The organism is Pseudomonas sp. S04 (assembly GCF_009834545.1).
Classification (GTDB): Bacteria; Pseudomonadota; Gammaproteobacteria; order Pseudomonadales; family Pseudomonadaceae; genus Aquipseudomonas.
Window position 1 is genome coordinate 880,989 of record NZ_CP019427.1, and the last position, 13,468, is coordinate 894,456.

12 protein-coding genes and 1 tRNA gene are annotated in these 13,468 nt (G+C 59.6%); 11 read left to right on the plus strand and 2 right to left on the minus strand.

Annotated elements, in window-relative coordinates; genetic code table 11:
• The first annotated feature begins 5 nt into the window (after nt 1-5).
• The 7 genes from infB to PspS04_RS03775 all read left to right on the plus strand — a co-directional run bounded on the left by infB (nt 6) and on the right by PspS04_RS03775 (nt 7,353).
• Nucleotides 6-2,531 (plus strand): translation initiation factor IF-2, encoded by a 2,526-nt coding sequence (gene infB, locus PspS04_RS03745; protein ID WP_095169462.1) that lies wholly within the window; start codon nt 6-8, stop codon nt 2,529-2,531.
• 159 nt (nt 2,532-2,690) lie between these two features.
• A complete protein-coding gene (rbfA, locus tag PspS04_RS03750; protein WP_095169461.1) occupies nt 2,691-3,092 on the plus strand; it encodes a 30S ribosome-binding factor RbfA in 402 nt (133 codons plus the stop codon).
• Nucleotides 3,093-3,095: 3 nt separating this feature from the next.
• On the plus strand, nt 3,096-4,013 hold the full coding sequence (truB, locus tag PspS04_RS03755) for a tRNA pseudouridine(55) synthase TruB (protein ID WP_095169460.1): 918 nt from the start codon (nt 3,096-3,098) through the stop codon (nt 4,011-4,013).
• 115 nt (nt 4,014-4,128) lie between these two features.
• Entirely contained in the window at nt 4,129-4,398 is a 270-nt protein-coding gene (gene rpsO / locus PspS04_RS03760) for a 30S ribosomal protein S15 (RefSeq protein WP_003177875.1), read from the plus strand.
• Between the two features lie 194 nt (nt 4,399-4,592).
• The gene (gene pnp, locus PspS04_RS03765) at nt 4,593-6,698 is read left to right on the plus strand and encodes a polyribonucleotide nucleotidyltransferase (protein WP_159993706.1); all 2,106 of its coding nucleotides are present in this window, start codon (nt 4,593-4,595) and stop codon (nt 6,696-6,698) included.
• Between the two features lie 139 nt (nt 6,699-6,837).
• Nucleotides 6,838-6,913, plus strand: a tRNA-Thr gene (locus tag PspS04_RS03770).
• A 134-nt stretch (nt 6,914-7,047) separates the two neighbouring features.
• Nucleotides 7,048-7,353, plus strand: coding sequence for a DUF6388 family protein (locus tag PspS04_RS03775; protein ID WP_095169458.1), 306 nt, complete (start codon nt 7,048-7,050; stop codon nt 7,351-7,353).
• Nucleotides 7,354-7,487: 134 nt separating this feature from the next.
• Here the strand turns inward: PspS04_RS03775 and nadC are convergent, their stop codons facing one another.
• Nucleotides 7,488-8,336, minus strand: a complete 849-nt coding sequence (nadC, locus tag PspS04_RS03780) for a carboxylating nicotinate-nucleotide diphosphorylase (protein ID WP_095169457.1) — start codon at nt 8,334-8,336, stop codon at nt 7,488-7,490.
• Nucleotides 8,337-8,516: 180 nt separating this feature from the next.
• On the opposite strand from nadC, the gene ampD reads away from it, so the two are divergent.
• The 4 genes from ampD to PspS04_RS03800 all read left to right on the plus strand — a co-directional run bounded on the left by ampD (nt 8,517) and on the right by PspS04_RS03800 (nt 12,685).
• On the plus strand, nt 8,517-9,077 hold the full coding sequence (ampD, locus tag PspS04_RS03785) for a 1,6-anhydro-N-acetylmuramyl-L-alanine amidase AmpD (protein WP_159993708.1): 561 nt from the start codon (nt 8,517-8,519) through the stop codon (nt 9,075-9,077).
• Nucleotides 9,074-9,910, plus strand: coding sequence for a regulatory signaling modulator protein AmpE (gene ampE, locus PspS04_RS03790; protein WP_095169455.1), 837 nt, complete (start codon nt 9,074-9,076; stop codon nt 9,908-9,910). The genes ampD and ampE overlap by 4 nt, the downstream gene beginning before the upstream one ends.
• Nucleotides 9,911-10,090: 180 nt before the next feature.
• A complete protein-coding gene (locus tag PspS04_RS03795) occupies nt 10,091-12,121 on the plus strand; it encodes a methyl-accepting chemotaxis protein (protein ID WP_159993710.1) in 2,031 nt (676 codons plus the stop codon).
• Nucleotides 12,122-12,298: 177 nt separating this feature from the next.
• Entirely contained in the window at nt 12,299-12,685 is a 387-nt protein-coding gene (locus PspS04_RS03800) for a hypothetical protein (protein ID WP_095169453.1), read from the plus strand.
• A gap of 4 nt (nt 12,686-12,689) precedes the next feature.
• Here PspS04_RS03800 and PspS04_RS03805 read toward each other — a convergent pair whose 3' ends face one another.
• Nucleotides 12,690-13,466 (minus strand): TatD family hydrolase, encoded by a 777-nt coding sequence (locus PspS04_RS03805; protein WP_159993712.1) that lies wholly within the window; start codon nt 13,464-13,466, stop codon nt 12,690-12,692.
• Nucleotides 13,467-13,468 lie beyond the last annotated feature (2 nt).

A 13,468-nucleotide genomic window follows, 5' to 3' on the forward strand; every position in this document is an offset into this window, starting at 1 on the left:
AGTGCATGACGCAAGTCACGGTGAAACAACTGGCCGATGAGGTCAAAACACCGGTAGAGCGCCTGCTGCAGCAGATGCGTGAGGCAGGTCTGCCGCACACCGCCGCCGAGGAACATGTGACCGACAGTGAGAAGCAATCTTTGCTGACTCACTTGAAAAGCAGCCACAAGGCGAAAGTGGAAGAACCGCGCAAGATCACGTTGCAGCGTAAAACCACCAGCACCCTGCGTGTTGCTGGCAGCAAAAGCATCAGCGTTGAAGTACGCAAGAAGAAAGTCTTCGTACAGCGCAGCCCGGAAGAAATCGAAGCCGAGCGCAAACGCGAACTGGAAGAACGTCGCGCAGTAGAAAATGCTGCACGTCAGAAGGCTGAAGAAGAAGCCAAGCGTCGCGCCGAAGAAGAAGCGCGTCGCCAGCCTGCTGCTGCGCAAACCGCTACTTCCGGCGCTGTTGCAGCGCCTGCTGCGGCTGCCGAGCCAGTGCGTGAGAGCGCACCGGTGGCTGCTGCTCCAGCACCGTCTGCTGACGTTCGCAACAAGCAGAACGAACAGCGCCGTCCGGACAAACCACGTGCAGACGACAACAGTCGTCGTGGCAGTGGCGATGGTGAGCGCAAAAACGCTCCGCATCGTGCTTCGGTCAAGGAAAAAGCGCCTGCTCCACGTGTTGCGCCACGTACTACCGACGAAGAAAGCGACAGCTTCCGTCGTGGTGGTCGCGGCAAGGCCAAGCTGAAAAAACGCAACGCCCACGGTTTCCAGAGCCCAACCGGCCCTGTCGTGCGTGAAGTGAAGATCGGCGAGACCATCACTGTGGGCGATCTCGCCCAGCAGATGTCGGTCAAGGCTGCTGAAATCATCAAGTTCATGTTCAAACTGGGTACTCCAGCGACCATCAACCAAGTGCTTGATCAGGAAACTGCTCAACTGGTTGCTGAAGAGCTGGGCCACAAAGTGACCCTGGTCAGCGACACCGCCCTGGAAGATTCCCTGGCTGAGTCCCTGAAGTTTGAAGGCGAGACCTTCTCCCGTGCGCCAGTCGTGACCGTAATGGGCCACGTTGACCATGGTAAGACCTCGCTGCTCGACTACATCCGTCGTGCCAAGGTAGCTGCGGGCGAAGCCGGCGGTATCACCCAGCACATCGGTGCCTACCACGTTGAAACCGAACGCGGCATGGTCACCTTCCTTGACACCCCAGGTCACGCCGCGTTTACCGCCATGCGTGCCCGTGGTGCCAAGGCGACCGACATCGTGATCCTGGTAGTTGCAGCGGACGACGGCGTGATGCCGCAGACCATTGAAGCTGTCCAGCACGCCAAGGCCGCTGGTGTTCCTCTGGTCGTTGCAGTGAACAAAATCGACAAGCCGGGCGCCGATCTCGATCGCATCCGTAGCGAACTGTCGGTTCATGGCGTGACGTCGGAAGAGTGGGGCGGTGATACGCCATTCGTTTCGGTTTCGGCGAAAGTCGGTACCGGTGTAGACGAACTGCTCGAAGCCGTCCTGCTGCAAGCCGAAGTTCTCGAACTGAAAGCAACTCCATCGGCCCCTGGTCGCGGTGTTGTGGTTGAATCGCGTCTCGACAAAGGTCGTGGCCCGGTTGCAACCGTTCTGGTTCAAGACGGTACCCTGCGCCAAGGCGACATGGTCCTGGTCGGTTCGAACTATGGCCGTGTACGTGCCATGCTCGACGAGAACGGCAAGCCAATCAAGGAAGCCGGTCCTTCCATCCCTGTCGAGATCCTCGGCCTGGACGGTACCCCGGACGCTGGCGACGAGATGAGCGTGGTTGCCGACGAGAAGAAAGCCCGTGAAGTGGCTCTGTTCCGTCAAGGCAAGTTCCGTGAAGTCAAACTGGCTCGTGCTCACGCAGGCAAGCTGGAAAACATCTTCGAGAACATGGGCCAGGAAGAGAAGAAGACGCTTAACATCGTCCTCAAATCTGACGTTCGTGGTTCGTTGGAAGCGTTGAACGGCGCCTTGAACGGCCTGGGTAACGACGAAGTGCAAGTGCGTGTAGTGGGTGGCGGTGTCGGTGGTATCACCGAGTCCGACGCCAACCTGGCACTGGCCTCCAACGCTGTACTGTTCGGCTTCAACGTGCGTGCCGATGCTGGCGCGCGCAAGATCGTCGAGCAGGAAGGCCTGGATATGCGTTACTACAACGTGATCTACGACATCATCGAAGACGTCAAGAAGGCCCTGACCGGCATGCTTGGCAGCGACGTCCGGGAGAACATCCTGGGTATTGCTGAAGTCCGCGACGTGTTCCGTTCGCCGAAGTTTGGCGCGATCGCCGGTTGCATGGTTGTTGAAGGTATCGTGCACCGTAACCGTCCAATCCGTGTACTGCGTGAAGACATCGTTATCTTCGAAGGCGAGCTGGAATCCCTGCGCCGCTTCAAGGATGACGCTTCCGAAGTACGTGCTGGCATGGAATGCGGTATCGGCGTGAAGAGCTACAACGACGTCAAAGTCGGTGACAAGATCGAAGTCTTCGAGAAGGTTCAGGTTGCTCGCAGCCTCTAACTCGCGCACTTCAAGAGCCGTGATGGGCAGCCGCATGCAAATGCACGGCGCATCGCCCGGACTCTAAACGCAACGCCCGGTCTGGCTTCTGTCAGGCCGGGCGTTTGCCGCTTTCAGACCACACGGGTTTCACCGTGAGGCAGTAACAGGTAACAAGACATGGCAAAAGAATACAGCCGTACCCAACGTATCGGCGATCAGATGCAGCGTGAGCTGGCACAACTGATCCGTCGTGAAGTCAAAGACCCGCGTGTTGGTCTGGTCACCATTACCGCTGTTGAAGTCAGCCGTGACGTCGGTCACGCCAAGATCTTCATCACCGTGATGGGCCAGGACAGTGCCGAGGACATCGCACAAAGCATCAAGGTGCTGAACTCGGCTGCAGGCTTCCTGCGCATGCAGCTGGCTCGCGAGATGAAGCTGCGTAGCGTTCCGCAACTGCACTTCCACTATGACGAAAGTGTCGTACGTGGTGCTCATCTGTCGGCATTGATCGAGCGCGCCGTGGCTGAAGACAATCAGCACCCGGTCGCGGCAGAAACCGAAGACACCAAGGAGTAATCGGTGGCTCAGGTCAAACGTATCCGTCGTAACGTCAGCGGCATCATCCTGCTCGACAAGCCGTTGGGGTTCACCTCCAACGCTGCCTTGCAGAAGGTGCGCTGGTTGCTCAATGCCGAAAAGGCTGGCCACACCGGCAGTCTCGACCCGTTGGCCACCGGCGTGTTGCCGCTGTGCTTCGGTGAGGCGACCAAGTTCTCGCAATACCTGCTCGATTCCGACAAGGGTTATGAAACCCTGGCGCAATTGGGCAAGACCACCACCACGGCGGATGCCGAGGGTGACGTTTTGCAGGAACGCCCGGTGACCGTTGGTCGCACCGATATCGAAGCTGTATTGCCCAGTTTTCGCGGGAAAATCAGTCAGATACCGCCGATGTACTCGGCACTCAAACGCGATGGCCAGCCGTTGTACAAGCTGGCACGAGCAGGCGAAGTGGTGGAGCGCGAACCGCGATCTGTTACTATTGCGCGCTTGGAATTGCTGGCCTTTGAAGGTGACACTGCGCGCTTTGCCGTAGATTGCAGCAAAGGCACCTATATCCGTACCCTGGTGGAGGATATTGGTGAACAGCTCGGCTGTGGTGCTTACGTGGCAGAACTGCGACGTACCCAGGCCGGTCCATTCAGCCTGGCCCAGACGGTCACGCTGGAAGAGTTGGAAGCGGTACATGCCGAAGGCGGCAACGAAGCGGTTGACCGTTTCCTGATGCCATCGGACAGCGGCTTGCTGGATTGGCCGCTGCTGCAGTTCTCGGAGCACAGCTCGTTCTACTGGCTCAACGGCCAGCCGGTTCGCGCCCCGGATGCACCGAAGTTCGGCATGGTACGGGTACAGGATCACAATGGTCGCTTCATCGGTATCGGTGAAGTGAGCGAAGACGGGCGCATCGCGCCACGTCGACTGATTCGGTCAGAATGACCGGACGAGGGTGGCTGTTAACAGGCACGGTCACTACTCATTTTTAGATACAGGGATTTGTCCCTGGCCTGTTGAAACTGCCCTTTGGGTGGTTTCCTGATAAAAGGATTGCCTCATGGCTCTCGACGTTCAAGAAAAAGCACAAATCGTAGCTGACTACCAGCAAGCTGTTGGTGACACTGGTTCGCCAGAAGTGCAAGTTGCACTGCTGACCCACAACATCAACAAGCTGCAAGGTCACTTCAAGGCCAACGGTAAAGATCACCACTCCCGTCGTGGTCTGATCCGCATGGTAAACCAGCGTCGTAAGCTGCTGGACTACCTGAAAGGCAAGGATCTGGGTCGTTATCAGACTCTGATCGGTCGCCTGGGTCTGCGTCGCTAATAAGCGATTGCGCTAGAGGTTGGTTGTCTGTCGTACGTCAGTGGGATTCCCGCTGGCGCATGGCAGGCTCCCAGCCTCAAGTTTTATCTGGATACACGTTTTACCCTGGACAGGCGTTGGGCCGATTCCCGACATTGCCCAAGAATTTCGCAAGAAGACAAGTTCCCCAAGAGCCACAAAGAAGGTAGGACACCGTGAACCCGGTAATCAAAAAATTCCAGTTCGGTCAGTCGACCGTTACCCTCGAGACTGGCCGTATCGCCCGTCAGGCCTCCGGCGCAGTATTGGTCACCGTTGACGACGACGTCAGCGTGTTGGTGACTGTAGTCGGTGCCAAGCAAGCCGATCCAGGCAAAGGCTTCTTCCCTCTGTCCGTCCACTACCAGGAAAAGACTTACGCTGCCGGTAAGATCCCTGGCGGTTTCTTCAAGCGTGAAGGCCGTCCTTCCGAGAAAGAAACCCTGACTTCCCGACTGATCGACCGTCCGATCCGTCCGCTGTTCCCAGAAGGCTTCATGAACGAAGTGCAGGTTGTCTGCACCGTCGTTTCCACCAGCAAGAAGACCGATCCGGACATCGCTGCGATGATCGGTACCTCGGCTGCCCTGGCCATCTCCGGCATTCCTTTCGATGGCCCGATCGGCGCTGCCCGCGTTGCGTTCCACGAAAGCACCGGCTACCTGCTGAACCCGACTTACGAACAACAGAAAGCTTCGAGCCTGGACATGGTCGTTGCCGGTACTTCGGAAGCCGTGTTGATGGTTGAATCGGAAGCCAAAGAGCTGACCGAAGACCAGATGCTGGGCGCGGTACTGTTTGCTCACGACGAGTTCCAGGTGGTGATCAACGCTGTTAAAGAACTGGCTGCCGAAGCTGCCAAGCCAACCTGGACCTGGGCTCCTGCGCCTGAAGCCACTGCACTGCTGGGCGCTATCCGTGCCGAGTTCGGCGACGCTATCTCCCAGGCTTACGCCATCACCGTCAAGGCCGACCGTTACGCTCGCCTGGGCGAGTTGAAGGATCAGGTTGTAGCCAAGCTGTCCGGTGAAGAAGGCCAGCCTTCTTCCAGCGAAGTGAAAGCGGCCTTCGGCGAAATCGAATACCGCACCGTTCGCGAAAACATCGTCAACGGCAAGCCACGTATCGATGGTCGCGACACCAAGACCGTACGCCCGCTGAACATCGAAGTCGGTGTTCTGCCCAAGACCCACGGTTCGGCTCTGTTCACCCGTGGCGAAACCCAGGCCCTGGTAGTCGCGACTCTGGGCACTGCCCGTGACGCACAACTGCTGGACACCCTGGAAGGCGAGAAAAAAGACCCGTTCATGCTGCACTACAACTTCCCTCCGTTCTCGGTAGGTGAGTGTGGTCGCATGGGTGGCGCTGGTCGTCGCGAAATCGGTCACGGCCGTCTGGCTCGTCGTTCGATCGCTGCCATGCTGCCTGCTGCCGATGTGTTCCCGTACACCATCCGCGTGGTATCGGAAATCACCGAATCCAACGGTTCGAGCTCCATGGCTTCCGTTTGCGGCGCTTCCCTGGCCCTGATGGACGCTGGTGTACCGATGAAGGCACCGGTTGCCGGTATCGCCATGGGTCTGGTTAAAGAAGGCGAGAAGTTCGCCGTCCTGACCGACATCCTGGGCGACGAAGACCACCTCGGCGACATGGACTTCAAGGTAGCCGGTACCGCCAAAGGTGTTACCGCGCTGCAGATGGACATCAAGATCAAGGGCATCACCGAAGAAATCATGGAAATCGCTCTGGGCCAAGCCCTGGAAGCGCGCCTGAACATCCTCGGTCAGATGAACCAGATCATTGGTCAGTCCCGCACTGAGCTGTCGGAAAATGCTCCGACCATGATCGCGATGAAAATCGACACCGACAAAATCCGTGATGTCATCGGTAAAGGCGGCGCGACCATCCGTGCGATCTGTGAAGAAACCAAGGCTTCGATCGACATCGAAGACGACGGTTCGATCAAGATCTTCGGCGAAACCAAGGAAGCTGCTGAAGCTGCTCGTCAGCGCGTCCTGGGCATCACCGCAGAAGCCGAGATCGGCAAGATCTACGTCGGTAAGGTTGAGCGCATCGTCGACTTCGGCGCATTCGTCAACATCCTGCCGGGCAAGGACGGTCTGGTTCACATCTCGATGCTGAGCGACGCTCGCGTAGAGAAAGTGACCGACATCCTCAAAGAAGGCCAGGAAGTGGAAGTACTGGTACTGGACGTGGACAACCGCGGCCGTATCAAGCTGTCCATCAAAGACGTAGCAGCAGCCAAGGCTTCGGGCGTTTAATCACGCCCTGCGCCTGACCGCTTCAACGTTCCGAGAAATGCCCCGCAGTGAAAGCTGCGGGGCATTTTTTTGCCTGCAAGAAATTGACACCACCGGGGAAGTTGCCTGACCCCAAAGTCAGTGCTAGGTTTAGCCCACCGCCCGTGTAGCTCAGTCGGTAGAGCAGCGCACTCGTAACGCGAAGGTCGCAGGTTCGATTCCTGTCTCGGGCACCAGGCAGTACCTGTTTTCCAATGATCCCGAATGGTTCTGAAGGCCAGATACACCAGGCAACACGCGGTTTATTTGCGTCAGAGAGATCCTTGATGATCCAGATCCATCTTCCATTCCCCAGATCAAAGAGAACGCCATGACCGTTAACGCATTGACCCAAGAAGCCAGGCACGAACAAGCGCTGCAGTCCTATCTGCAGGAGTCGCCCCAGTTGGCTGAAGAGATCAAGGACTTGAGTGCCGACGATCAAAAAGACCAGATCCAGTGGGCTTTCGAAGACGAGGCAGAATCCCAGGGCTTGCAGCCGTGGGAATTGACGCTCAAGTACACCTCAACCCCTGAAGAGTTCGAGGCTGCACGCCTGGTGCTGCACAAGGAGGCTGCCGAAGTGCTGGGTGTCGAGTGGCAGGAGTACTGCGAGATGAACAATCTGGTGGTCTGACCCTCAATGTAGGAGCGAGCTTGCTCGCGATGGTCGTTAACGATTACGCGAGCTTATTGATTAAACGTGGCGCTCTCGGGTACATCGCGAGCAGGCCGCAAGTGGGCGCTCGCTCCTACAATTTGTACCTGTGTTCAGAGGCTCAAGCGCATCGACAGGTCGATCGCCTTCACATCCTTGGTCAGCGCACCAATCGAAATGTAGTCAACGCCGGTCGCGGCGATGGGCAGCAGCGTACTTTCGTTGATCCCGCCGCTGGCTTCCAGTTTCGCCTTGCCGCCGTTCAGGCGTACCGCTTCGCGCATATCATCCAGGCTCAGCTCATCAAGCATGATGATGTCGGCACCGGCCGCCAGCGCTTCCTTGAGCTCCGCCAGGCTTTCCACCTCCACCTCCACCGGTTTGCCCGGGGCGATCTTGTGTGCGGCGGCAATGGCCTGGGCGATGCCGCCACTGGCAGCGATATGGTTTTCCTTGATCAGGAAGGCGTCGTACAGGCCGATACGGTGGTTATGGCAACCACCACAGGTCACCGCATACTTTTGCGCCAGGCGTAGCCCAGGCAGCGTCTTGCGGGTGTCCAGCAGCTTGACCTGGGTCTGGGCGACAAAGTCGGCCAGGTACTGGGCGCGGGTGGCGACCCCCGACAGCAACTGCAGGAAGTTCAGCGCACTGCGTTCACCGGTCAGTAGCGAACGGGCCGGGCCTTCGAGATGAAACAACGGTTGATTGGGGTTCACCCGCTCACCGTCGCGCACCTGCCAGTGCACCGCGACGCGCGGGTCCAGTTGCCGAAACACGGCATCGACCCATGCGGTGCCACTGATGACGGCCGCGTCACGGGTAATGATGGTGGCTTTGGCCAGGCGCTCGGCCGGGATCAGTTGTGCAGTGATGTCGCCGCTACCGATGTCTTCCAGCAGCGCACGGCGCACATTGGCTTCGATTTCGGCAGTCAGGTCGGCGAGGCGTAGATTCGGCATAACGGGCTCCACAAACAAAGTGTCACGATTATAGGGCCATGCCGGGAGTGAACCCAAGATCACAAATGCCTGGCCGGGGCATTACGCCGCAGACAGCGCCTCAATCGCGGCAAGTGATCGCACCCGTGGGGTGATCGCGGCATACTGGAGCCTGTCAAAGCCGTTGTTGAAGGAACCTGTATGCAGCTGGACCCCGCGAGTGGTTGGTTTGAAGGTGTGCGTCATTGCCCGTCACCCAACTTCAATGCGCGCCCCTCGGGCGAAATTTCCCTGCTGGTGATCCACAACATCAGCCTGCCGCCGGCGCAGTTTGCCACGGGCAAGGTGCAGGAGTTTTTCCAGAACCGCCTGGATGTCACCGAACATCCCTATTTTGCAGGGATCGCCCACCTGCGCGTGTCTGCGCATTTCCTGATCGAACGTGACGGCAGCGTCACCCAGTTTGTCTCTTGTCTTGAGCGGGCCTGGCACGCGGGTGTTTCGCTGTTCGAGGGGCGCGAAGGTTGTAATGATTTTTCCCTGGGCATCGAGCTGGAGGGCACCGATGATCTGCCGTTCACCGACACCCAGTACCAGGCGCTGACAGCCTTGACCCTGCAGTTGCAGGGCGCGTTTGCGGCGATCTCCACTGAACGTATCCAGGGCCACAGCGATATCGCGCCTGGACGCAAGACTGATCCGGGGCCGGCGTTCGACTGGACGCGTTACCGCGACGCCCTGGCACAAGGGGAAGGACAATGAGTTTTGTGGTGTTACTGCTGGCCGTATGGATCGAGAAGTTTTCGGCACTGCGCCACCGGGTACAACGCGACAGCGGTTGGCTGCGCGAGTTGGCCAAGCTTGAAAGCCATCCCCGGCTGAGCCGCCAACCCTGGCTGGTGCTGGCCCTGCTGGTGTTGTTGCCGGTGGCCTTGCTTGGCTTGCTGTTGCTGGTGCTGGAGCCGGTCGCCTATGGCCTGTTGGCCTTGCCGGTGCATTTGCTGGTGGTGATCTACAGCCTGGGCCGGGGCGACATTCTGGGCGAGCTGGGGCCGTTTCGCGATGCCTGGCGCCGCGAAGACCTGCAAGCAGCCGCCCATGTCGCCCAGCGTGACCTGGGGATTTGTGCCGACAGCGGTGAGCAGTTGCTGCAACTGGTGCAAGCCCGCTTGTTGTGGCAGGCCTACCAGAGCTTTTTTGCGGTGATTTTCTGGTATTTCCTGCTCGGTCCGGTCGCGGCCTTGAGTTATCGCTTGCTGGCCCTGGCGGCCGAGCACAGCAAGCAGCCGGCACTGGCCGAGCGTGCGGCGCAGTTGCGCCATGCCTTCGACTGGTTGCCGGTGCGCCTGCTGGCAGCGAGTTTTGCCCTGGTGGGCAACTTTGTCGCGGTCAGCCGGGTGATGCTGCATGAATTGCTCAACTGGAACATCAGCGCCGCGCAGTTGATCGAGAAAACCGGCAAGGTCGCGGGTGAAATCCCGGCACCCGTAGCGGGCCCCGAAGGCATCAACAGCCTGGACCAATTGTGGGAATTGCTGCTGCGCGCAGCCGTGGTCTGGTACGCCGGGTTCGCCCTCTGGACCGTCCTGCTCTAATTCGATCCCGCAGGCTGCGTCCGATCGCAAAGCGGTCGCCAACCCAGTCTGCGGCTCGTTAACCTTAAGTTACAAAAACTCCTGCCGATTTAAGCTATACAGAAGCAGCGCGCCGTAGTGGCTATCTGCTTTCTTTGCGTGCCTGCCGATAAAAATAAGAAATGAAAAGGGGGACTTCTTGTGAAGAGTTTGCTCTATCCCGCCGTGGCACTGATGAATCGCCTGAGCTTCGGCATGAAGTTCAGCCTGATCAGTGTGCTGTTCCTGCTGCCGATGCTGGTGACCAACTTCTACCTGGTGCGCGACTCCTATCGCGAATTCCAGGGCACCCGCATTGAATTGCAGAGTCTCGACCTGCTGGGCAGTGGCCTGGCTCTGCGGCGCGACCTGGAGACCCTGAACAACCTGGTGCAGATCAACTCGACCCTGGGGCAGTCCGGCAAGGCTGGCGATATCGAAACGAAAATCAGCGCCCTGGAGCAACAGGTGCTGGCCCGCCTGCAGGGCCTGAGCGCCATGAGCGACAACCCGGAGCGCGTCAGCGTGTTCGAGGCCAAGCGCGATGAAATGCTTGCCGCGTTCAAGGCCCAGCAGACGGAAAAGTCCCTGCAGAGCAAAAGCGCGATGATCGCCAAGCTGCTGGGCAACGCGCAGATCTTTGGTCAGATCATCAGCAGCCAGGCGGGCCTTAGCCGCGACAACCAGAGCGATATCCGCCAACTGAGTGAACTGCTGACCACCGTCACCCCACGCATTACCCAGATCCTCGGCGACGGTCGGGCCATGGGCGCATTTTCCCTGGGGCAGGGGTTCCTCAATTCGGCATCCTCCACCCGCTTCGATGAGCTGCTGGCGCAGATGGAAAAGCTCCAGGCCGAGTACGCCCTCAAGCTGCAGGATGCGCTGGGCGCCAGCAATGCCGCGCGTGAGGTGCTGGAGCCGGCAGCTACTGCCAGCCAGGCCACGCTCAAGCAAGCCAGCGAGCTGTTCGAAGAGCAAGTGGTGATGGCCGATACCCTCGATGCGCCCTGGCAGGGATTCTACGACCAGGTCAGCGCCCTGATGCAACAGACCTATCAACTCAACGACGCGACCCTGAGCTTTCTCGGCGTGCAGTTGCAGCAACGCCTGGAACAGAACCGCACGCACATGATCCTGCAGGCCGTGGCCCTGTCGGTGGTGTTCGTGCTGATTTTCTACCTCTACGGCGGTTTCTACGTTTCCACGCGCACCACCCTCAAGCGCCTCGGGGCGGTGATGGACAAAGTCGCCGCAGGCGACATGACGGTCACCTTCACCGCGCACAGCCGCGACGAGTTGGGGGAGCTGGGCAAGGTGTTCAACGCCACCGTGGCAAAAATTCACGACCTGATCCAGCTGGTGGGGCAAACCGTCAACGAAGTCGAGCGTCAGGCCGGCCAAGTGGAGACGGTCTCGGCCCGCAGCAATCAGGCAGTGGCCGGGCAGCGCTCGCAGATCGAGCAGGTGGCCACGGCGATGAACCAGATGTCAGCCACCGCCCAGGAAGTCGCCCGCAGTGCCGCGACAGCGGTGAACAGCGCGCAAAGTGTCAACGACGAAACCATCAGTGGCCGTGGGCTGGTGGAGTCCCAGCAGGGCAGCATTGCGCAACTGGCCCATGAGATCGACGCGTCGGTGCTGGTGATCAACCAGTTGGCGAGTGACAGCCAATCCATCAGTCGGGTGCTGGAAGTGATCAAGAGCATCGCCGAGCAGACCAACCTGCTGGCCCTCAATGCGGCCATCGAGGCCGCTCGTGCCGGGGAGCAGGGGCGTGGGTTCGCGGTGGTGGCCGATGAGGTGCGCACCCTGGCCAAGCGTACCCAGCAATCGACCGAAGAAATCGAGCAGATGATCGCCAGGTTGCACAGTGGCGTGGGCGCGGCGGTCAAGGCCATGGGGATCAGTCACCAGATGGCCAGTGGCACGGTGGGGCAGTCGGACAAGGTGCAGAAGGCCCTGGCCAACATCCTCGGGGCGGTGGGCATGATTGTCGATCAGAACCAGCAGATTGCCGCGGCGGTCGAGCAGCAGACGGCGGTGGCCCACGATATCGACCGCAACATCGTCGAGATCAACCGCGCCGGCGAGCGCACCGCCGAAGGAGCGCACCAGACCGAGGACGCCAGCCGTGCGTTGTCGGCCCAGGTGGTGCAGTTGAAACATCTGATCAGTGCCTTTCGCGTGTGATGCTCAGCGTCAGGCCGACTGGGGCGGCCTGACTTCGAATGCTCTGTAGTACAAGTTCCTTCCGCCTGTGGCTTCGGTCCGAAACCAATGTGCGCCTGCGGTTTTCGTCTTCAATAAACAGAGGTTCGCGCGCCTACTGGCACCCGCGAATGTGCCACTGCCTCGAGGATCAAACTCATGACGGCCACCTCCCAGGGAATCACCGGGCAATGCGTTCATTGCCAGGTCACCCTGATGCTCAAGCCCTGGCAACTGAATGCCATGGCGATCAACGAGACGTTTACCTGTCATCACTGCCAGAAAAGCCTGCAGCTCAGCGGTCCTGCCGAGCTCAAGCGCCTCAAGGCCCTGGATTCCCTGACCATGCTGCGCGCGAGTCTACGGGTGATGATCGCCAGCGCCTTGTTGGTGGCCCTGGTGATGGAATGGCTGGGGCTGTTGACGGGAATCGAGCAACTGAATGTGTCGCTACTGGCGCTGTTCATCTACTTCGTGGCGATGCGTTATGCGCGGCAACGGCAACACCTGAAGTTGGTGCTGCAGGCCGCCAGGGCACACGCTTAGCCGGTTACCAGTTGAAAAGTTGGCAGACATTGGCGGTGCTGGCCGCGGCCAGTTGTTCGGGGCTGATGGCCATGATTGCGGCCAGCGCCGCGCAAATCGCAGGCAAGTGAGCCGGGCTATTGCGTTGGCCGGGGTACATGGCGGGCGCCATGTCCGGCGAATCGGTTTCCAGTACCACCGAATCCAGCGGCAACCCGGCGATCACCTTGTGCATGCGCAGGGCTTGTGGCCAGGTGGCGGCCCCGCCCAGGCCGAGCTTGAAGCCGAGCTTCAGGTATTCGCGGGCCTCTTCCCGGCTGCCGGCAAAGGCATGGATGATCCCGCCGCGGGGTAACTTGAAGCGCTTCAAGGTGGCGATGACCGCAGCGTGACTACGGCGCACGTGCAGCAGCGCCGGTAGCGCAAAATCCCTGGCCAGTTGCAGTTGTGCTTCAAACAGCACTTGCTGGCGCTGGCGATCCAGGCTTGGGAGAAAAAAATCCAGGCCAATCTCGCCCACTGCGCACAGTTGCCGATGACCGGCGAGGCGGGTCAGCCAGTCCGCCAGTTCGTTGAGGTCGGTGGGACGATGCTGATCGAGATAGACCGGGTGCAGGCCGAATGCGGCGTGCAGGTCCGGGTCACTTTGCACCAGGTCCCAGACGCGCTGCCAATTAGCCTGGTACACCCCCAGCACCACCATGCGCTTGACCCCCAGCGCACGGCTTTGCGTGAGCAGCGCCTGGCGGTCGGCGTCGAAGTCGGCAAAGTCCAGATGGGTGTGGCTGTCGATCAGCTCCACGG

Excerpts from the sequence above, each read along its gene's own strand:
- infB (WP_095169462.1), top strand. The coding sequence starts at position 6 with ATGACGCAAGTCACGGTGAAACAACTGGCCGATGAGGTCAAAACACCG.
- ampE (WP_095169455.1), top strand. The coding sequence starts at position 9,074 with ATGAGTTTTGTGGTGTTACTGCTGGCCGTATGGATCGAGAAGTTTTCG.
- ampD (WP_159993708.1), top strand. The coding sequence starts at position 8,517 with ATGCAGCTGGACCCCGCGAGTGGTTGGTTTGAAGGTGTGCGTCATTGC.
- rbfA (WP_095169461.1), top strand. The coding sequence starts at position 2,691 with ATGGCAAAAGAATACAGCCGTACCCAACGTATCGGCGATCAGATGCAG.
- PspS04_RS03800 (WP_095169453.1), top strand. The coding sequence starts at position 12,299 with ATGACGGCCACCTCCCAGGGAATCACCGGGCAATGCGTTCATTGCCAG.
- nadC (WP_095169457.1), bottom strand. The coding sequence starts at position 8,336 with ATGCCGAATCTACGCCTCGCCGACCTGACTGCCGAAATCGAAGCCAAT.
- PspS04_RS03775 (WP_095169458.1), top strand. The coding sequence starts at position 7,048 with ATGACCGTTAACGCATTGACCCAAGAAGCCAGGCACGAACAAGCGCTG.
- rpsO (WP_003177875.1), top strand. The coding sequence starts at position 4,129 with ATGGCTCTCGACGTTCAAGAAAAAGCACAAATCGTAGCTGACTACCAG.